General features: G+C 44.0%; 21 protein-coding genes. 9 read left to right on the plus strand and 12 right to left on the minus strand.

The window, feature by feature from the left end:
• The first annotated feature begins 23 nt into the window (after positions 1-23).
• The 3 genes from CWI32_RS04935 to slyD all read left to right on the plus strand — a co-directional run bounded on the left by CWI32_RS04935 (position 24) and on the right by slyD (position 3486).
• Positions 24-1337, plus strand: coding sequence for a D-alanyl-D-alanine carboxypeptidase PBP6B (locus tag CWI32_RS04935; RefSeq protein WP_005170266.1), 1314 nt, complete (start codon positions 24-26; stop codon positions 1335-1337).
• Positions 1338-1580: 243 nt separating this feature from the next.
• Positions 1581-2867 (plus strand): NAD(P)/FAD-dependent oxidoreductase, encoded by a 1287-nt coding sequence (locus tag CWI32_RS04940; RefSeq protein ID WP_100534790.1) that lies wholly within the window; start codon positions 1581-1583, stop codon positions 2865-2867.
• Between the two features lie 136 nt (positions 2868-3003).
• Positions 3004-3486: a peptidylprolyl isomerase gene (slyD, locus tag CWI32_RS04945; protein ID WP_005097432.1), complete on the plus strand. Its 483-nt coding sequence runs from the start codon at positions 3004-3006 to the stop codon at positions 3484-3486.
• 154 nt (positions 3487-3640) lie between these two features.
• Here the strand turns inward: slyD and CWI32_RS04950 are convergent, their stop codons facing one another.
• The 5 genes from CWI32_RS04950 to CWI32_RS04970 all read right to left on the minus strand — a co-directional run bounded on the left by CWI32_RS04950 (position 3641) and on the right by CWI32_RS04970 (position 8215).
• Positions 3641-4414 (minus strand): M48 family metallopeptidase, encoded by a 774-nt coding sequence (locus CWI32_RS04950; RefSeq protein ID WP_005097433.1) that lies wholly within the window; start codon positions 4412-4414, stop codon positions 3641-3643.
• A gap of 112 nt (positions 4415-4526) precedes the next feature.
• Complete coding sequence (locus tag CWI32_RS04955) at positions 4527-4835, minus strand: hypothetical protein (RefSeq protein WP_074383295.1); 309 nt, start codon at positions 4833-4835, stop codon at positions 4527-4529.
• Between the two features lie 159 nt (positions 4836-4994).
• Positions 4995-6314 (minus strand): adenylosuccinate synthase, encoded by a 1320-nt coding sequence (locus CWI32_RS04960; protein ID WP_100534791.1) that lies wholly within the window; start codon positions 6312-6314, stop codon positions 4995-4997.
• A 70-nt stretch (positions 6315-6384) separates the two neighbouring features.
• Positions 6385-7551: an ATP phosphoribosyltransferase regulatory subunit gene (locus CWI32_RS04965; RefSeq protein WP_100534792.1), complete on the minus strand. Its 1167-nt coding sequence runs from the start codon at positions 7549-7551 to the stop codon at positions 6385-6387.
• A gap of 208 nt (positions 7552-7759) precedes the next feature.
• Positions 7760-8215 carry an Lrp/AsnC family transcriptional regulator gene (locus CWI32_RS04970; protein WP_005097437.1) on the minus strand — a complete coding sequence of 152 codons (456 nt, stop codon included), beginning with the start codon at positions 8213-8215 and terminating at the stop codon, positions 7760-7762.
• 147 nt (positions 8216-8362) lie between these two features.
• Between CWI32_RS04970 and CWI32_RS04975 the strand changes: the two genes are divergently transcribed.
• Entirely contained in the window at positions 8363-9112 is a 750-nt protein-coding gene (locus tag CWI32_RS04975; protein WP_100534793.1) for an AzlC family ABC transporter permease, read from the plus strand.
• Positions 9109-9408, plus strand: a complete 300-nt coding sequence (locus CWI32_RS04980; protein ID WP_100534794.1) for an AzlD family protein — start codon at positions 9109-9111, stop codon at positions 9406-9408. The genes CWI32_RS04975 and CWI32_RS04980 overlap by 4 nt, the downstream gene beginning before the upstream one ends.
• A 43-nt stretch (positions 9409-9451) precedes the next feature.
• Here CWI32_RS04980 and CWI32_RS04985 read toward each other — a convergent pair whose 3' ends face one another.
• Positions 9452-9748: a hypothetical protein gene (locus CWI32_RS04985; protein WP_005170248.1), complete on the minus strand. Its 297-nt coding sequence runs from the start codon at positions 9746-9748 to the stop codon at positions 9452-9454.
• A gap of 191 nt (positions 9749-9939) precedes the next feature.
• On the minus strand, positions 9940-10962 hold the full coding sequence (gap, locus tag CWI32_RS04990) for a type I glyceraldehyde-3-phosphate dehydrogenase (RefSeq protein ID WP_005097441.1): 1023 nt from the start codon (positions 10960-10962) through the stop codon (positions 9940-9942).
• Between the two features lie 388 nt (positions 10963-11350).
• Between gap and alaS the strand changes: the two genes are divergently transcribed.
• From alaS to csrA, 3 genes are all read left to right on the plus strand, one after another.
• Positions 11351-14044 carry an alanine--tRNA ligase gene (gene alaS / locus CWI32_RS04995; protein ID WP_171304331.1) on the plus strand — a complete coding sequence of 898 codons (2694 nt, stop codon included), beginning with the start codon at positions 11351-11353 and terminating at the stop codon, positions 14042-14044.
• Positions 14045-14108: 64 nt separating this feature from the next.
• Positions 14109-15389 (plus strand): aspartate kinase, encoded by a 1281-nt coding sequence (locus CWI32_RS05000; RefSeq protein WP_005097443.1) that lies wholly within the window; start codon positions 14109-14111, stop codon positions 15387-15389.
• 249 nt (positions 15390-15638) lie between these two features.
• A complete protein-coding gene (gene csrA, locus CWI32_RS05005) occupies positions 15639-15893 on the plus strand; it encodes a carbon storage regulator CsrA (RefSeq protein WP_005097444.1) in 255 nt (84 codons plus the stop codon).
• A 101-nt stretch (positions 15894-15994) separates the two neighbouring features.
• Here csrA and rnhB read toward each other — a convergent pair whose 3' ends face one another.
• Positions 15995-16588, minus strand: coding sequence for a ribonuclease HII (gene rnhB / locus CWI32_RS05010; RefSeq protein WP_005170243.1), 594 nt, complete (start codon positions 16586-16588; stop codon positions 15995-15997).
• Positions 16589-16645: 57 nt separating this feature from the next.
• Positions 16646-17017 (minus strand): hypothetical protein, encoded by a 372-nt coding sequence (locus CWI32_RS05015; protein ID WP_100329010.1) that lies wholly within the window; start codon positions 17015-17017, stop codon positions 16646-16648.
• 218 nt (positions 17018-17235) lie between these two features.
• On the opposite strand from CWI32_RS05015, the gene CWI32_RS05020 reads away from it, so the two are divergent.
• A complete protein-coding gene (locus CWI32_RS05020) occupies positions 17236-17787 on the plus strand; it encodes a cytochrome b (RefSeq protein WP_005170241.1) in 552 nt (183 codons plus the stop codon).
• Between the two features lie 57 nt (positions 17788-17844).
• On the opposite strand, the gene CWI32_RS05025 is transcribed toward CWI32_RS05020, so the two are convergent.
• The 3 genes from CWI32_RS05025 to CWI32_RS05035 form a co-directional block, all read right to left on the minus strand.
• The gene (locus CWI32_RS05025) at positions 17845-18189 is read right to left on the minus strand and encodes a hypothetical protein (RefSeq protein ID WP_100534796.1); all 345 of its coding nucleotides are present in this window, start codon (positions 18187-18189) and stop codon (positions 17845-17847) included.
• A gap of 52 nt (positions 18190-18241) precedes the next feature.
• Positions 18242-19243, minus strand: coding sequence for an adenosine deaminase (locus CWI32_RS05030; protein WP_074383304.1), 1002 nt, complete (start codon positions 19241-19243; stop codon positions 18242-18244).
• Positions 19244-19319: 76 nt separating this feature from the next.
• Positions 19320-20642: an NCS2 family permease gene (locus CWI32_RS05035; RefSeq protein WP_005097450.1), complete on the minus strand. Its 1323-nt coding sequence runs from the start codon at positions 20640-20642 to the stop codon at positions 19320-19322.
• Positions 20643-20721 lie beyond the last annotated feature (79 nt).

Here is a 20721-nt window from a genome sequence, read left to right on the forward strand (position 1 = left end):
CGACGGGTTATTAAGGAACATCCTTGAAATACATCATCTCACTGATTGCGGTATTCAGCTTATTTATTTCTGCATTTTCACATGCTGCCTTACTCAACATTCTGCCTGAAAGCGTTGAAGCTGAAGCCTGGACTATTCTGGATTCACAGTCTGGTCAAGTCATTGCAGAACACAATGCCGATGTGCAACGTGCGCCGGCTTCGCTGACCAAAATGATGGTGGCTTATATTGCCTTAAAGGAAATTGAGGCCGGAAAATTAGATAAAAATGAAGTTTTAACTGCCACATCTGTGGTTAAAAATGTCATGTGGGATGAATCACAGATGTATCTGAAAGAAGGTGATCTGATTACAGTCGATCAGCTTCTGGCGGGTTTGATTATCATGTCTGCCAATGATGCAGCGTTGACGCTGGCTGAGAAAATCTCGGGGAGTGTTCCCCAGTTTGTTGAACGGATGAATCAGGAAGCCAAAGCACTGGGCATGCAGCATAGCAATTTCCAGAATCCGGCCGGCATTACCATGCCCGAGCATTATTCGACTGCTGCCGATTTGGCCCGACTCTCTATGGCGGTGGTGAATGAAACCCCGGATTATCTGTATTATTCCAAACAGCCAAGTTTCACTTATAACCAGCATTTTCATCGTGCCACCAACCGTGTACTTCAGGTCGACCCAAGCGTAGATGGTTTAAAAACCGGTTTTACCCGTGCGGCCGGTTATAACCTGGCGCTGACAGCCAATCGTGTTACAGCAGACTTTGAAATGCCGAAGCGCCGTCTGATTGTGGTAGTGCTAGGCACTAAAAGCGCCACAAAGCGCGCTGAGATATCGCATAAACTGATGAATCTGGCTTATACCTATACCCGCAATGAAGTCGCGATCAAAGATCAGCAACTGTTGGCTGAGTTGCCTGTGATTAAATCCACTTTAAAAATGTTTAAAGTGCAAACCAAGCAGCCGCAGATTATTACTACCTCGCTTTATGATCAGAGCTATAGCATTGACCTGAATCAGTTTGATCAGGCGCATCAGCGTGTCATGCTAAATACAGGTGATGGCGCTTTAAAAAGTATCGAGCCACTTCAGGAAACCCAGACCCATATCAATGTTGAAATGAAGGCATCTGAACTCATTGCGCCTTTAGCCAGCATGATGCCTTTGGCCACGATTCAGATTTATCAAAATAATCAGTTAATTCGCACCATTCAAATTGAAGATCATGTCGAAATTGAAGAAGCCAACCCGTTGCAGAAGTTCTTTAGCTGGCTGCAAGGTTTATTCAGTTTCTTTTCAGACTCAACACCCGGCGTAAAACTGTATCCTCTAGATCAATAATCCTCTCAATATCAAGTAATTCTTCAAGCTAGAAGCATTGATATAACCTTCTAGCTGATTCATGATCTATCCCAAATGAGGCACCCTGCCCGGAACGCAGCAATTATTACCCGCTCTCACAGAATTGCTACGTTTTGTAATGTGTATAACAATTTTAATCAAGACGCGATTTAGCACATGCCATAGTATATTTTCTCTCTATTTCTCTTATTTTTATTAAAAAAATAAACAGGTTAAGAACGCATGACAGTACATAAAATCGTGATTGTGGGTGGTGGCGCTGGTGGTCTGGAACTGGCGACACAACTGGGTGATAGCCTGGGTAAAAACGGCAAAGCCCAAATTATTTTGATTGATCAAAAACTGACACATCTCTGGAAACCGCTGCTACATGAAGTCGCCGCAGGTACCTTAAATCCACATCAGCAAGAAACCAATTATTTTGCCCATTCTGCCGCGCATCATTATGAGTTTGTTTTGGGGACATTCACCAGTCTGGATCGCGAAGCGAAACAGATCATCGTCGAAACAGAATATTTCTCTAAAAAGAGTGAGCCCAAGAAAAATCAGCGCATTGGCTATGACACACTGGTACTGGCTTTAGGTTCAACCTCAAATGACTTTAATACCGAAGGGGTCAAACAGTTCTGTCATTTTCTCGACAGCCGTCAGCAGGCAGATATCTTTCAGCAGGATCTGCTGCACCTGTATTTAAATGCTCAACATGAGACTTCAAGCCGTGAGCTGAATATTGCCATTATTGGTGCTGGTGCGACTGGGGTAGAACTGGCAGCGGAGCTGGTAGAAGCCAAACAGAATTTCTTTCAATATGGCTTAAACAAGGTCGATCCCAACAAAGTCAAAATCACCTTGATTGAAGCCGCAGATCGTATTCTGACTGCACTCTCGCCTAACGTTGCTGCAAATACCATGAAACAGTTAGAACAGTTCGGTATTGAAGTCTTGACCAGTCATCGAGTGGCCAAGGTCGACGAAGACAAGATTTATTTTGCCGATGGTTCCAGTCTGGATGCTGAAATCAAAGTCTGGGCTGCAGGGATCAAAGCACCGGAAGTCTTGGCACAACTCGACGATATAGAAAAAGACCATATTCATCGGCTCAAAGTTTATGCCACGCTGCAAACCAAATCTGATCCAAGTATTTTTGCATTTGGTGATTGTGCGCATTGCCAGCCTGCGGCAGATCAACCGGTATTAGGGCCGCGTGCTCAAGTGGCCAGCCAGCAAGCAAGCTTTCTAGCCAATGCTTTAAAAGCCCATGTCAATGGAGATAGCTATTTGCCGATGTTTAAATTTTCTGACAAGGGCTCCCTGATTTCCTTAAGTCAGAATAAAGCTGTGGGGGAATTGCTGGGTCAGGTCAATGTGCAAGGCTTTGTCGCCAAAACAATGTATGTCTCTTTATACCGGATTCATCAGGCGGCCATTCATGGTTATGCCCATGCCGGTATTTTGACTGCAAAAGATTTAGTTACACGAAAAATCTCTCCAAAGCTGAAATTGCATTGAAATTCCAGAATTTGGCCCAATCAATGAAAAAATCGTCAATAAAATTGTCAAATTGCGTTTTTTTGCTAATTTTAGTCTACAAAAATGCAATTTCACTTTATGATGTACCCTTAAAAAATTGAATGGATCAATTCACATGACTGCTATTGCAAATAACCTCGTGGTTTCTTTCCACTACACATTGACTAACGCAGAGGGTGAAACTCTCGACCAATCTCAAGGTGAACCACTTGCCTATTTGCACGGTGCAGGTAACATCATCCCAGGTTTAGAAAACGCGTTAGAAGGCAAAACTGTGGGTGAAAAATTCACTGTTAATGTTCCTGCTGCTGAAGGTTATGGCGAATATAACCCTGACCTCGTACAAGAAGTTCCTGCGCAAATGTTCCAAGGCGTAGACAACATTCAAGCAGGTATGCAGTTCCAAGCTCAAACTGATGACGGCGTGCAAATCGTAACTGTTAAAGCAGTTGAAGGCGACAATGTTGTTGTAGATGCGAACTTCCCGCTTGCTGGTCAAGACCTGACTTTCGAAGTTGAAATTGTATCGATTCGTGAAGCTTCTCAAGAAGAATTAGATCACGGTCATGTACACGGTGCAGGTGGTCACCAGCACTAAGATCTTCTGATCGAGTGTAAAAAAGGCAAAGTGAAAACTTTGCCTTTTTTATTGCCGCCAAAATATTCATTTTAAAATGGAGAATAAAAAAGCAGGACCATGGCCCTGCTGTTTAAATCCGATCAAGAGATCCCTTTAGAGAATAATCGCTGGATTATTTGCGTTGATTATAAATCTGCATGGCTGCTGGTAACTGTTGACGCATTTGTCCAATACGCTGGCTGTTCGATGGATGCGTAGACAGGAAGGTTGCGCCATTACTGCCACCAAGTTTGTTCATTTTTTCCCACAAGGTAATCGCTGCATTCGGGTTATAACCTGCGCGTGCCATCAGCATCAAGCCCCCCTGGTCAGCACGGCTTTCCAGATTACGCGAGTATGGCAGGCCAATCCCGATCTGACTTCCTAATTGCGCTGCTGCTGCGCCACCCTGGCCCACACCAGCTGCATTCAGACCAATGCCTAAAGCCAGGTCGGTGAGCGCCTGAGCACCAATTTTCTGCTTAGAATGCTCTTCTAAGGCATGTACCATTTCATGACCCATAATTGCTGCAATTTCAGCATCGGTCAGATTCAGCTTATTCACAATACCGGTATAAAATACCACTTTACCACCCGGTGCAACAAAGGCATTAACCTGATCGGACTTGAGCACAGCCAATTGCCACTGGAATGCTGTACCAGTCTGGTTCATTTGGTTCGCAATCGGCTTTAAACGGTTAAATACGGTATTAATACGTTTATAGGTCGCTGAACTGGTGTCCAGTTGACCTTTATTTCTGGCATCAGTGACCATGGCATTATAGCTTTGTGTCGCAGATGCATTTAAGGTCGCAGAATCAGCCCCGGCAATATCCGCAATAGTGGTACAACCCGACAATGTCACGGCTGCGGCAGCCGCCATACCCAATAAAAATTTATTCTTCATTATAATCAACTCTACCTTAGCCCAAGCTTAATTTACATTGTAAAAATTATAAGTGAAAGCATACAGGAGCTAAACGCTTAATTACTCCATCTTCTTATAAATTCTGTAATTTTTAAGCCAAGTACTGTATCGCCAGCCAATAAATCAGACAGATAATGTTCAAGCCCAGATAAACCTGACTTAAGGGTTTTATTTTTTGTTCCAGAATTTCATCTTTACGTTTAAAAAATAAATAGGCGTTTTGCAACAAAATAACAGGCACCAGCACACAGGCAATAATGACACTCAGGCCGACCAGTGCATTATAAATAATCTCAGGATTTTGAGTTTGTGCGCGAATAATCATCATAGCGATGGTGGGTGCCCCGCCCATGGCGAACAACAATGAATAAAACATGGTCGCCGATATATTTTTTTGCATCCTTTCGCTCATTTTTTCTTTCTTTATATACGGCTATGTTAAAGCACATTTTGTCACAGCACCGATGCAACTTTAGTCTTGAGCCAAATTTATAGTTTTTGGATATAAAAAACCCATCCGGAGATGGGTTTTATCATTCAAGCTTTAATCAAATGAAGATCAAGCATCAAACGGGTGGCGAAGAACGATAGTTTCTTCACGGTCTGGACCGGTTGAAATGATGTCGATTGGACATTCAATCAGTTGCTCAAGACGTTTTACATAGTTCAATGCAGCTTGTGGCAACTGATCCAGCGATTTTGCACCGAAAGTTGACTCAGACCAGCCTGGCATTGTTTCGTAAATTGGTTTTAAAGTTTCGAATGCAAGCGCATCAGAAGAACCGACACAACCAGAATCTGCAGCTTCATAACCGACACAGATTTTCACTTCTTCTAAACCATCAAGAACATCAAGTTTAGTCAGGCAAATACCAGACAGTGAGTTTACATCTACTGAACGACGTAGAATTTCAGCATCGAACCAGCCACAACGACGTTGACGGCCAGTAGACGCACCAAACTCATTACCAATCGTACCCAGGTGTTTACCAATTGCATCACCCGTGTCATTTGCAGCGTCATACACCAACTCAGTTGGGAATGGGCCAGCACCTACACGCGTAGTGTACGCTTTGGTAATACCCAGTACATAGTCAAGATGCAAAGGACCCAGACCTGAACCAGAGCTTACGCCACCAGCAGTTGTATTCGAAGAAGTTACATACGGATATGTACCGTGGTCAACGTCAAGAAGTGAACCTTGCGCGCCTTCAAACATGATGTTGTCACCGTTTTTACGGTAGTTATGCAATTCAGTAGTTACGTCCACAACCAGTGGCGCAACAACTTTACGCCATTCGTCACAAAGTGCCAAAACGTCTTCTAGTTTAACTGCTTCAACACCGTAGTATTCAGTCAGCTGGAAGTTATGGTAGTCCAGAAGTTCAGTTAACTGAGCAGTAAGATGTTCACCACCACGTACCAGGTCAGCAACACGTACTGCGCGACGCGCTACTTTGTCTTCGTATGCAGGACCGATACCACGACCTGTCGTACCAATCTTCGCATTACCACGTTTTTTCTCACGCGCCTGGTCAAGTGCGATGTGGTTCGGGAGAATCAATGGACAGTTTGGAGAAATACGTAAACGTTCTTTAACAGGAACGCCTTCTTTTTCAAGAATGTCCATCTCTTTGATGAGCGCTTCAGGAGAAAGAACAACACCGTTACCAATTAAGCACAATACGTTTTCACGTAAAATACCTGATGGAATGAGGTGTAAGACAGTTTTCTTACCACCCACCACAAGAGTGTGACCTGCGTTATGTCCGCCTTGATAACGAACGACCGCTGCCGCTTGATCTGTGAGCAGGTCGACGATTTTACCTTTACCTTCGTCGCCCCATTGGGTACCAAGTACCACAACATTCTTGCCCATAATAGCCTCATTACATCATGCTGTTAAAGTTGAAAGCCCCGCTCAGCGACATGAACACTGAGCCAAGCAGTTAAATCGTTTTGACTGTCCACTCACCATTCGCATTCACCAGCTGGTGCGTCGCATATGGAATCGAGTTTAAATCATCATTACCCAGTAACTGAATTACACTTAAGCCTTGTGCGCGAATATTCTGAATCGCCTTCAGAAGTTCTGCATCAGTGCCTTTAGGTGCAACTACCACGTGTACAGCGTCAAACTGACCTGCGCTTAACGCATATAAGTCACAAGAGAAACCTGTGGCAGGACGCGCACGACCGAAATGTTCACCAATGCCATCATAACGACCGCCTTGTGCCAGTGCTGCTGCACGATTCGGTGCATAGACTGCATACATCAGACCAGTATGATAATGGTATGAACGCAATTCAACCACATCAATCCCAATACTCAAGTTTGGCCAACGGGCTTGAACCTGATCTTTGGTAATTTGTAAGGCATCAAAAGCTTGCTTGAAGGCTGGATTCGTCAACACTTCAGCACTTAAATTTGCCTGTAATGCGTCCAGATCGCTGGCATAGCGGCCCAATGCATAAAAGTCCTGACCAAATTTCAGTTCTGCCGTAAATTCTTCCAACTCTGGCAAGGCCTTACGTTGATATAAATCAGACAGTTTACGTTCAGCAACTTTGTTCAAACCTGCTTGAGCCACCAGACTGCGAAATAAGCCGACATGACCCAAGTCCAGATGGATTCCGTCTGCCAGACCTGTTTCCTGAATCAGACTGATCATTAAATCGACCATTTCTACATCGGCATCGATGCTGTCTGAACCAAACAGTTCGGCGCCTAACTGCAAAGGCGCACGCGAGGTATTAAAACCGCGTGGTTTGGTATGCAGAACGGTACCTGCATAGCAGTAACGCGCCACACCTTCCACTGGATGTACATGTGCATCAATACGCGCCACTTGTGGTGTCATATCGGCACGCACACCAAGCAAACGACCAGAAAGCTGATCGATGACTTTAAAAGTGGCTAAGTCTAAATCTTGATTCGATTCTGAGAGAGAAGAGAGAGATTCGATGTATTCAATGAATGGCGTGTACACCAACTGATAACCTCGAGATGCAAGGAAATCCAGTGATTTACGGCGCAAACTTTCAATGACTTGCGCTTGTTCTGGTAATACATCAGCTACACCATCAGGTAATAACCATGTCTCTGAAATGGGCATGTTGTAAACCTAAATTCTTGTCAGCGCGGAACGAATCCGCATAAAAAAATCGGGAGCACACCCGATTTCTCCTAGTCTAACACGATAGTTTTGGCTGTGCATCGCAAAATTTTATAATTTTTACTCTCTTATGCAATGAGCCACAATTGCGTCAACTATCAGCGTTTTATCGTGTATGACCAGCACGCGCTATAAACAAAAAATCATTTTAGACCAATGGCAATGCGGTGGTGCTTTTTACCGTTTGCAATGGAATTTCAGTTTTTACACTTTGGATGCAGGGAATTTGAGTCAAATGATGAATCTGAAATTTACGGTAGGCATCCAGATCAGCCACCACAATTCTTAAAAAGAAATCACAATCTCCCGCCATTAACTGGCATTCCACCACTTCCGGCATCTCCTTGATGGCTTCAACAAATTGATCGACCACGGCGGCTTCTTGAGATTTAAGCCAAACCCGTGCAAATACACTCATTGCCAGATTGACTTTTTGCGGATTGAGTAAGGCGACATACTGTTCAATGACCCCATCATCTTCCAGTTGCTTGACTCTTCTTAAACATGGAGATGCAGACAGGCCAATCAGTTGTGCCAGTTCATTATTTTGCAATTTTCCGTTCTTTTGCAGTTCATGCAAAATGCGTTTATCAATTTGATCCATCTTGTTACTTTAGTATTTAAAACCCCTTGGAGCCAATTTAGCGCAATTTAATTCCAAATCAAATTTAAATTGCATGCACTACAACAGCAAATAGCCTGATTATCGCTATAAAATACGGCTCAATATTAAAGTCCTCAGGTCACTGACATGCTTTTGCTCAGACAAAGCAGTACGCCCGCGCTCGCACATACAGATTTCAGCGAATTTCAGCGCGGCATGAAAGATTCTATTCCTATGCTTTTAGGAATTATTCCCTTTGCTTTGGTGCTAGGTGCGACTGCGATTCAGAAAAATTTCAGTGTGCTGGAAGTGCCTTTGCTGACTGGACTCAATTTTGCCGGCGGTTCTGAATTTGCCATTCTGGAAGTCTGGACCAGTCCACCCAATTTGTTCATGCTGCTGTTTATTACCTTTTTGGTGAATAGCCGGCATTTGCTGATGGGTGCAAGCCTAGTTCCGTATTTAAAACATCTCCCGAATCGCAAAGTATTGCCGGCCCTGTTTTTTATGGTTGATGAAAGCTGGGCCTTAAGTCTGGCGGATGCGCAAAGAAAGCAGGCCCAGCAGGGCTATCGGGCTGCTTTTAGCATGCCCTACTATGCCGGTTTATGTTTCTGTCTTTATCTGATGTGGGTCGGTTTTACCACACTGGGCGCGATGCTTGGACCTGTTTTAGGCGATATCAACCGCTGGGGCTTTGATATGGCCTTTCCTGCTGTATTTCTGGTGTTGATGCAAAGCATGTGGAAAGGCTTGAGTGCAGCCCGGCCATGGCTAGTAAGCCTGATCTGTGCTGCTCTGGCTTATTTATATTTGCCTGCTGGCTGGTATGTGCCGATTGGCGCCTTGTCTGGAATCGCTTCGGCATTTTTCCTGATTCAAGAGGATCAAACATGATCCAGATGAGCACCTTGGTGGCTATTATCCTGATTGCTGCGACCACCTATTTAACCCGGATCTTGGGCTATGTCTTATTAAAAAACAAACCGCTGACACAACGTCAGCGTAAAATCATGGACGTTGTACCCGGCTGTGTCCTGATTTCAGTCATTGCACCGTATTTTGTACGCGACAACCCTGCAGATCTGATCGCTTTGGCTTTAACTCTGTTTGCCGCTACGCGTTTTGGCTTGCTCCCCACAGTTGCCATCAGCATGGTGTCTGCAGCCGTCTTAAGAACTCTTCTCGTCTAGCCCTCAAACAGAATTCTTTATATGATTTCTAAAGGGATTCTGTTTATTTCTGTGGGTCTACGACCTTGGTGAGCAGGCTGACCAGCTCTGCATTTTGCAACTCGACCTGCTGCAGTTTGGTTGTGGTCTGATCCAGCACTTCCTGCTGTACATGCATTTTTTTAGCCAAGTCCTGCATAATTTCCAGGGTCTTTTTTAAATTTTCTTCCAGATGCGCGACTTTCTCTTCTACCGGCACGCCCTCCACGACACCTGAACCATCATTCTGATTGAACTGCAGCCAGATTAGAAAAATCACTGCCAATGTGAGCAGTATAATAAATCCCCAAACCAACATCATATGCTTGCTCTTATTTCATTTTATTGGCTTTATCTTAACGAAAAATCATGCAGATGATGCAAATAATTCAAGCACTCACGCTGCTTTTCGATCAATTACGCGCAAATTCTATTAAAACAACGCATATCAAGAATGTTTAAAGCAAAAAAAGCACCGTATATCGGCACTTTTCAGGCTTAGCAAAGTCAAACTTAATGAAAAGATTCACATAAATCCAGCAAGCGGTTGGCATAACCCCATTCATTGTCATACCAGGCAAAGACCTTGGCCTGTTGTCCCACCACTAGGGTTTGGGTCAGGTCAACGATCAAGGAATAAGGGGAATGATTAAAATCACTCGACACCAAAGGTTCATCCGTCACTGACATGATTTCGGCAAAATCCTGTCGCGCCGCCTTAATTAACACTTCATTCAGTTTATGATCGGTAATCGGTGACTGGGAAACAAAGGTCAGGTCAATTGCTGCGACATTAATGGTCGGCACCCGAATTGAATAACCGTCAATCCGATCTTCCATTTTTGGCATAACCCGCTTTAATGCACCCAGCGCACTGGATGTGGTGGGAATAATATTGTGTCCTGCTGCCCGTGCACGACGCAGATCGCGATGCGCCTGATCCAGCACAGATTGATCTGCGGTCACCGCATGGATTTCGGTCATTAACGCACTGCTGATGCCAAAAGCATCATCGAGGATTTTGACCAGCGGTACTAGGGCCTGAGTGGTACAGGACACACTGGAAATGATCTGGTCGGTGGCTTTAACTTCGTGATGATTGATACCATACACAATCGCAGCATCGACAGTATCAAAGGGTGCTGCTCCAATAATCACCCGTTTCGCCCCTGCCTCAATATGCTGGGTCGCAGCTGCACGGGAACGGAACAGCCCGGTACATTCCAGCACTACATCTACTTCAAGTTTTTGCCAGGGAAGCTGCGCCGGGTTGGCTTCACACAAAACCTGAACTTTTAAGCTGGCATCCTGATAGCTGAGATGCAGATAAATATGTTCGGCATCATAGCTGACGTCTACCTGTCCCGGAAAACGGCCATGGGTTGAGTCATATTTAAACAGATGAATTAAGGTTTCAACATCAGCAATATCGTTAATGGCAACGATTTCAAATTTAAAATCTTTCGGATTTTCAAACCAGGCACGCAATACATTACGTCCAATACGCCCAAATCCATTGATTGCCACTCGTTGCATGACTCAACCTTTTATATGCCTATTTTAAAACTCCTCTATGTTAAAGGATTTCTTGCGCAGTACATGAAAAACTTCAGTGAAAATATTGATTTTCGATTATTTTATTTCTGATACATCGCCCAGTATTCAGATCTTTTAAAATTCTGATGCTGTGTAAATAGATGGATATAACCGAATTGTTCTGAATAGAAAATTCATTTTATGAATTCAGCACTAAACCCGAGTCAATAATTCCTTGGCAATTGGTTTTAAAATGATTGGTGCATACCGCTTTTTCCGTTATAATTTGGCGTTTTAAATTTTTAAGCCCCGCATTGCAGCAGAGCTCTCATGTGCTTGTCAGACTGTGGTGTTTTAGCCAAATCGGAAATTATGGAGTGACTTGGTTGTGAGTACTCGTTTTATGACATCAGCTGAAATTCGTGAAGCATTTTTGCGTTACTTTGAATCGCAAGGGCATACACGTGTCGCGTCGAGTTCACTAGTACCCGCCAATGATCCAACTTTACTGTTCACCAATGCGGGTATGAACCAGTTTAAAGATTGCTTCTTAGGTCTAGAAAAACGCGATTATGTCCGTGCCGTATCATCACAAAAATGCGTACGTGCAGGTGGTAAACACAACGACTTGGATAATGTCGGTTATACCGCGCGTCACCATACCTTCTTTGAAATGTTAGGTAACTTTTCATTTGGTGATTACTTCAAACGTGATGCGATCAAATTTGCCTGGGATTTTTTGACGGGCGATGACTGGTTAGCGCTACCTAAAGATAAGCTTTATGCCACTGTTTATCATACCGATGACGAAGCATTCGACATCTGGAACAAAGAAATCGGCCTAGATGCATCTCGCATTATCCGTATTGGTGACAACAAAGGTGGTCAATACGCATCAGATAACTTCTGGGCGATGGGCGACACAGGTCCTTGCGGCCCATGTTCTGAAATTTTCTTTGACCATGGCGATCACATCTGGGGTGGCCTGCCGGGCACACCTGAAGAAGATGGCGACCGTTTCATTGAAATCTGGAACAACGTTTTCATGCAGTTTAACCGCACGAGTGATGGCGTACTTCATCCGCTTCCAGCGCCTTCTGTAGATACTGGTATGGGTCTTGAGCGTATTTCTGCAGTTTTACAGCATGTCAACTCAAACTACGAAATCGATTTGTTCCAGCACTTACTCAAATCTGCGGCTGAGATCATTGGTCTGGATACTACTGCACTTGAAGCTGAAGCGGCTGAAAAAGGCACACCTGTACAATACCCTGCTTCACTTAAAGTGGTTGCTGACCATGCACGTTCATGTTCATTCCTGATTGCTGATGGCGTAAATCCATCAAATGAAGGTCGTGGTTATGTACTGCGTCGTATCATCCGCCGTGCAGTGCGTCACGGTAACAAACTGGGTGCGACCGGTTCATTCTTCCATAAAATGTTGCAGCCGCTTATTGAAGTGATGGGCGAAGCATATCCAGAACTTGCAGCACAACAAGCACGTATCGAAGCTCAACTGCTCAAAGAAGAAGAACAATTTGCCAAAACACTTGAGCAAGGTTTGAAATTGCTTGAAGGCGAATTGGCACAATTAAAAGGTTCTGTGATTCCGGGTGAAGTGGTTTTCAAACTTTACGACACTTACGGTTTCCCGACGGACTTAACTGCGGATATCGCACGTGAACGTGACTTAAGCATTGACGAAGCTGGCTTTGAAGTTGAAATGGCAGCACAGCGTCAACGTGCGCGTGATGCAGGTAAATTCGCGATCGATTACAACAGTGTTGTCAAAGTTGAAGGCGAAACTCAATTTGATGGTTATGATGCAACTGCAGGCGAAGGCCAAATCATCGCAATCTATAAAGATGGCGAGCAAGTAGATGAAGTCGTTGAAGGCGACGAAGCTTTAATCGTACTCAACCAGACTCCTTTCTATGCAGAAAGCGGTGGTCAAATCGGTGATACAGGTATTTTCAAAAACTATACCGGGATTTTCGAAGTTCAGGACACGAAAAAATCTGGTGGTGCATTTGTACACCAAGGCATCGTGACCATGGGTAACTTGAAAGTTACTCAAAATGTAGAAGCAACAGTGCAAGCCGAGATTCGTGCAGCAACTGCACGCAACCACTCTGCAACTCACCTACTACATGCTGCGCTGCGTCAAATTCTGGGCTCACATGTACAACAAAAGGGTTCATTGGTCGCATCTGATGTGTTACGTTTTGACTTTGCCAATGATCAACCGGTTAGCTTTGAACAGCTGCAAGAAATTGAACGTCTGGTCAATGCTGAAGTAATTGCCAATACTGCGGTGTCTACTGAACTGCTGGATATTGAATCTGCCAAAGCCAAAGGCGCGATGATGCTGTTCGGCGAAAAATACGGTGACGAAGTCCGTGTATTGTCGATGGGTTCAGTGATTGAAGAGAAAAATTTCTCCATCGAGCTTTGCGGTGGTATTCACGTAAAACGTACCGGTGACATCGGTCTGTTCAAGATCACTTCTGAAGGTGGTGTTGCAGCAGGTATACGTCGTATTGAAGCAGTGACAGGCACCAAAGCAGTTGAAGTTGCACAAAAAGCCGATCGTGACATCAATACGATTAACGGTTTGCTCAAAGCGCAAAAAGACCAGACTTTAGAAAAAGTTGAAGCGTTAGTTGATACTGCCTCTGGCTTGCAAAAACAGATCGAACAACTGAATCAGAAACTTGCTAGCCTGCAAGCCGGTGAACTTCTAAGCCAAGTTCAAACCATTGCAGGTCGTGCAACCTTGATTACAACCGTTGAAAATATGGATGCGAAAGCACTACGCAACCTGCATGACGGTGTGAAATCAAAATTAGAAAATGCAGTCATTGTGCTTGCAGGTGTAGAGGGTGACAAGGTGAGCTTGATCGCATCTGTAGCAAAAGACTTTACTGCATCTATAAAAGCGGGTGACATCATCAAACATCTGGCAACTGAGCTGGGTGGTAAAGGTGGTGGTAAACCTGACTTGGCACAAGGTGGCGCGCCACTTAACGAGAAGTTTGCTCCGGTGATGGCAGATTTAACTGCCTGGCTGGCAGCAAAATAAAACTTCAATTTTGTGTAACTGACCCTGATAGGACTATCAGGGTCATGGCTTATATGGAACAACTATGGCACTAATCGTTCAAAAATATGGCGGTACCTCTATGGGTACTCCCGAGCGCATTTTAAATGTTGCTCGTCGTGTGAAACGCTGGCATGACCATGGCCACAAGGTGGTTGTGGTTGTATCAGCGATGAGTGGCGAAACCAATCGTCTGCTTGCTCTCGCGAAAGCCATTACCGAAACCCCTGACCCACGTGAACTAGACCAGATGGTCTCTACGGGTGAGCAGGTTACGATTTCTATGTTAGCGATGGCGCTCAACTCTATTGGCGTTGAAGCAAAATCACTGACAGGTCGCCAGGTTGGCATGAAAACCGACAGCTCATTCAATAAGGCACGTATCGAATCAATTGATACTGAAGTCCTGAACTCGAATCTGGATGCTGGCCGTGTACTTGTAGTTGCAGGTTTTCAGGGTTTTGACGAGCATGGCAATACCACCACTTTAGGCCGCGGCGGTTCTGATACTTCAGGTGTCGCGATTGCTGCTGCACTAAAAGCCGATGAATGCCAGATTTATACAGACGTTGATGGCGTGTATACCACTGATCCACGTGTTGCACCCAAAGCCAAGAAAGTTGATCGTATTTCCTTTGAAGAAATGCTTGAAATGGCGTCACTGGGTTCAAAAGTCCTGCAAATTCGTGCAGTTGAATTTGCCGGTAAATATCAAGTACCTTTACGCGTATTATCCAGCTTCGACAATGACAATGATGGCGCATTCGACGAAGAATTTAAGCAAAACGTGGGTACACTTATTACGACTGAATTGGAAGACAATATGGAACAGCCAATTATCTCCGGTATCGCATTTAACCGTGACGAAGCAAAATTAACGATTTTAGGTGTACCTGATGAACCGGGCATCGCCTCTAAAATTTTGTGCCCGATTGGTGATGCCAATGTTGAAGTGGATATGATTATCCAGAACGTTGAAGAAGATGGTACGACTGATTTTACTTTTACAGTCAACCGCAGCGAATTGAACAAGGCCAAAGCCATTCTCGAAGCAACCGCTCAGGAAATTGGTGCACGTGAAGTCGCTACCCGTTCAGATATCGTCAAAGTTTCTATCGTCGGTGTAGGCATGCGTTCACATGCAGGTGTTGCAAGCAAAATGTTTACCGCACTGGCAGCTGAAGGTATTAACATCCTGATGATCTCTACTTCTGAAATCAAAATTTCAGTGATTATTGAAGAAAACTATCTGGAACTTGCAGTTCGTTCACTGCATACCGCCTTCGGTCTAGACCGCGAACAAGGTGAATCAAGCGTACGCGCTTAAGAGGAATGACAAAATATTGTCATTGTTTGACAGTATTCTATAAATCTCTACAAAAATTCAGAGCCACTATAGTTTTTTTTATAGTGGCTCTGTTATATTAAGCCTGAGGATTTTTAAAAAACTGAGATAGATTAAAATCTTTCACCCAGATGACAGAATTTCTATCCAGATTTTATTTTTTAATTTTTGGTTGTGTTTTTGTTTTATATTCAATAGATTGCAGGTTTTGCATTTTGCAAGGAGAGAAACATGCTGATTTTGACTCGACGTGTCGGGGAAACTTTAATGATTGGAGACCAAGTCAGCGTGACTGTGCTTGGTGTAAAAGGTAATCAGGTTCGTATTGGGGTCAATGCTCCGAAAGAAGTCTCTGTGCACCGTGAAGAGATTTACCAGCGTATCCAGCATGAACGTGCAATGCATGAACATCTTCAGCATATCGATCAGGATTTCCAACCTTCGTATGAAGATGAAAACCAAACACAAAATAACTTTAACCGTTAATTTTTGTGTAAATCATAAAGCGGCTTTGAAGCCGCTTTTAATTGATCTATACTTTAATGAATACACATTTCAATATTCAGAACCTTTAAATTAAATAAGAATTAAAGTTCTGCGCCCTGCTGTTCCAGCAATGCTGCAACTACCTTTTTTACCGGCCCAAAACTACGACGGTGCTCATCAATCACCCCATGCAAGGCAATCGCTTCAAAATGTGCTTTGGTTGGATAGCCCTTGTGCTTGGCAAAACCAAATTGTGGATGCTTTAGATCCATCTCAATCATTTGATGATCACGGGTAACTTTGGCCAGAATACTAGCAGCAGAAATTTCTGCATGCAAAGCATCGCCACCAATGATCGCGTCACAGCTCATCGTTAGCCCCTGAGGGACTTTATTGCCATCGACCAGCACATGCTCAGGTTGAATCGCTAAAGCTTCTACAGCACGGCGCATTGCCAGTAAGGATGCCTGCAGAATATTATGCTCATCAATTTCTGCTGCTGACGCCTCAGCAATTGCCCAAGCCAGCGCTTTTTCCTGAATTTCGATAAAAAGTTTTTCACGTTTCTTTTCAGTCAGTTTTTTAGAGTCATTTAAACCTTCAATCGGGTTATTTGGATCTAAAATTACCGCGGCCGCCACCACTGAACCGACCAGCGGTCCACGCCCTGCTTCATCTACACCAGCAATTTTCATGTCATTTCCCATAAAAAATAGGCTGAACCTGTCAGCCTATTTCAATTTAATCTTGGCTTAGTTTACAGCTTCAGCCACACAAGCGTTAATGGTTTTTGCAACCACATTGCCCACGATTGTGGTACGTGCCACCGGATCAATCGCAGCAGTCGCCAAATCAACCGCTGTCACATTTTGCGGTGCTTTTTCGCTGACACAGCCACAAATTTCAGACTGGATATTTTGCTTTTGTGTTGTGGTCATTAAACGTGTTGCCGTTTGCCACGCTAGAATATTATTCAGTTCAGTGGTGCATTTTGCATTGATCGCGATTTTAAGCGCAGTGCCGCCCAGTTGTTGAGTGGTACTTGGCGCCTCAGAAGTGCCTGTCGCTGTACACGCTGATAAAACCAGAGTCAGTGGTGCAAGTACAGCCAATAATTTTTTCACAGATATATTCCTTATTCATTCATAGATGAAGACTGTCGCTATTGTGCCGAAATTCACCTGAATAAGAAATCTAAAAATCACTAAGCATGTTTAATCTACAGCCAACCAATTTAATAGATGTTGCATGAAAGCCACCATAGCGTTGCAGATTTGGAATTGCTGAATTGATTCACCCTTTGCTAAGGTTCGGCCTTATTGAAGAGCAACGGAATATCTAGATGAATAAATCACTGTATTACACACGAACAGCGCAATGGCTGCATTGGATCATGGCGGTTATTTTTATTGCGGCCTGGCTCATCGGTTTTTATAGTGGTAATTTTTTAAGTTATGAGGTTGATGGCAGCTTTAAGGGTGATGTGATTTCACTGCATAAAAATATTGCAACCACCATTATTTTCCTGCTCGTTGTTCGAATTTTCTGGCGCTATACCCATCCGGCGCCGTCACTGCCTGAGAGTATGTCACCGCGGATGAAAACGTTGGCACATGCTGGTCATCTGGCGCTGTATTTCATGCTGATTGCCCTACCCCTTACAGGTTGTTTGTATAGTTGGAGTTTGGGTTATCCAGCACCGGTGCTGTATTTATTTAACCTGCCACCCCTCATTGCCGAAAACTCGGCTGTGACCGCTATTGTTAAGCCCTTGCATATCTGGCTTTCCTGGGCAGTCGGCGTTCTACTGGTTGGCCATATTGCCGCAGCCTTTAAACATCATTTTATCGATAAAGATCATGTATTAAAAAGTATGACCCAACAGGATAAATAATTAGACCATTAATATGGGCTAAATAATGTTCTCAGTCTGTGCTTGCAGGCTGTTTCATTAAATAAATTCCTTGAGACAACTTCTGAGACTGTTTGCAATCGCTTTTTGCGTCAGTTCTTTTTTGGCTGTTTCATCAACTGTGGCTTTTAACAAAGTTTTGGCAGGCACATCTTTTAACGCATGCTCACCTACACATGAACACACATTTTTCTCAAGTTCAACTTTACTGGTGTCCTGCATTAAGTAGGTCGAAACTTTCCAAACTTTGGAATTTTGCAGCTCTTTACTGCATTGATATTCAATCAAAGGTTTTAAAGTACGTTGTGTCAATGTCATATCCGCACTAGAACAGGCAGAAATCAACAATATGCTGAGGAGCAGAATTAAACTTTTCAATTTCATATTGGCCTATAAAAATGATAAAGGCAGAGCGAACTCTGCCTTTTGTAAAAACTTAAATCAAGGCACGGATCTGGTTGATCCATTTCTCTTTTTCAGCCTCTGGAATAAACGACGCTTCAAAGGAGTGCGTTGCCAACTGCTTTAATTCCTCGTTACTCAAGTCTAGCGCTTCAGCAATGGCAATAAAGTTGTCATTCATATAGCCACCAAAATAGGATGGATCATCTGAGTTGACTGTAACATGGACACCCTGCTGCAAGAGACGACGGATATTATGCTGCTGCATATCCTCGACCACACAAAGCTTCAGATTTGACAGCGGGCACACCGTTAAGGGCATTTTTTCGCGAATCAACCGTTGCATTAACTCAGAATCTTCTTCTGAACGCACCCCATGATCAATACGATTAACTTTCAGTAAATCCAGAGCTTCCCAGACATATTCTGCCGGGCCTTCTTCGCCCGCATGTGCTACGACCAAAAACCCTACTTCACGCGCTTTGGCAAAGACACGTTCAAATTTAGAAGGTGGATGCCCGACTTCACTTGAATCCAGACCAATCGCAATAATCTGGTCTTTATAGGGCAATGCCTGCTCCAGCGTTTCAAAGGCCGCCTCTTCACTTAAATGACGCAGGAAACACATGATCAAATGTGAGCTGATTCCAAGCTTGGCCTTGGCATCATCGCAGGCTTTTTGCAGGCCATTGATGACGGTCGCAAAAGCAATTCCACGGTCGGTATGCGTTTGCGGATCGAAGAACATTTCTGTATGCACCACATTGTCTTCGGCACATTTTTCAAAATAGGCCCAAGCCAGGTCATAAAAGTCCTGTTCATGGATCAGTACATTGGCCCCGGCATAATAAATATCCAGGAAGGACTGAAGATTATGGAAATTATAAGCCTGCTTAACTTCCTCGACAGATTTATACGGGATGGCAATCTGATTACGCTGAGCGATTGCAAACATTAGCTCAGGCTCAAAAGTGCCTTCAATATGAACATGAAGCTCGGCTTTTGGCAAAGCGCGAATCAACTCAAGACGGTTCATCACTTCTCCTCGTGAAACCTTTAAATAATAAAAAAGGGCGCAAACTCAGTTTACACCCTTTCTGAATGTAGAAAAATTAGCCACCAAACAGTGCGAATTTAAGCGTCCATAGAACAGCAATAATCCAGACCATATACGGTACAGTCGCAGCCTTACCAGTCAACAACTTGATCAGTGCATAGCTGATAAAGCCCATCGCAATACCATCCGCAATCGAATAGGTAAATGGCATAAATACGATGGTTAAAAATGCCGGTACTGCCTCAGTAATATCTTCCCAGTCAATATGGACGATACCCTGAATCATCAACACACCAACAAATAACAATGCTGGCGCAGTGGCAAAACTCGGAACTGATTGTGCAAGCGGTGCCAGGAATAAACAGGCAATAAATAGTAATCCAACCACCACGGCGGTTAGACCGGTACGACCACCTGCTGCCACACCCGCAGAAGATTCAATATAAGGCGTAGTTGAAGAAGTACCCAGTGCCGCACCAGCAACAATCGCTGATGAGTCAGCAAATAAGGCTTTCTTCAAACGTGGTAATTTCCCGTCTTTTAACAGACCTGCACGATGCGAAACACCGACCAACGTCCCGGTAGAGTCAAACAGATCGACCAGGAAGAAAACAAAAATCACCCCAATTAAACTGGCAGTAAAGAGGCCTTCAAAATCCATTTGCATGAATGTTGGAGCCAGCGATGGAATATGACCCACTACACCTTGGAATTCGTTATAACCTAGTGCCGTTGCAATGGCAGTCACCACCAGAATACTGATGATAATCGCACCACGGACTTTAAACTGGTGCATTACCACAACCAACAAAAAGCCAAAAAGTGCTAATAATACAGAAGGTTGTTTCAGATCACCCAAGCCCACCAGTGTGGCTGGATTATCCACAATAATTCCGGCATTTTTCAGTGCCACCAATGCCAGGAACAAGCCAATACCACCACCAATCGCGAGCTTGAGCGACATTGGAATTGCATTGACAATGGCTTCACGTATTTTAAACAGGCTAATGGCAATAAAGACCAGACCTGAAACAAAAACTGCACCCAAGGCGGTTTGCCAAGGCACCCCCATTCCCAGACATACAGAATAGGTAAAGAAGGCATTTAAGCCCATGCCTGGCGCCAGCGCAATTGGATAATTCGCAATCAGGCCCATGACTAAACAGCCAATCGCAGCTGCAAGACAGGTTGCTACAAAGACAGCCCCATGATCCATCCCTGTTTCGGACAAGATCATTGGATTGACAATAATGATGTAACACATGGTTAAGAATGTAGTTACACCAGCCAGAACTTCTGTACGGAAACTGGTTTTGTTTTCACTCAGTTTAAACAGACGTTCAAGCATATTTTCTGAAGATGGATTAGGAGTCGTCATGACCTAGCCCCTATTGAGTAAACTTTATGCTTCAAGCACGCCGTCAAATAAATGAAATTTCACAAAAAATTCATTTATT

It is taken from the genome of Acinetobacter pseudolwoffii, from assembly GCF_002803605.1.
Classification (GTDB): domain Bacteria; phylum Pseudomonadota; class Gammaproteobacteria; order Pseudomonadales; family Moraxellaceae; genus Acinetobacter; species Acinetobacter pseudolwoffii.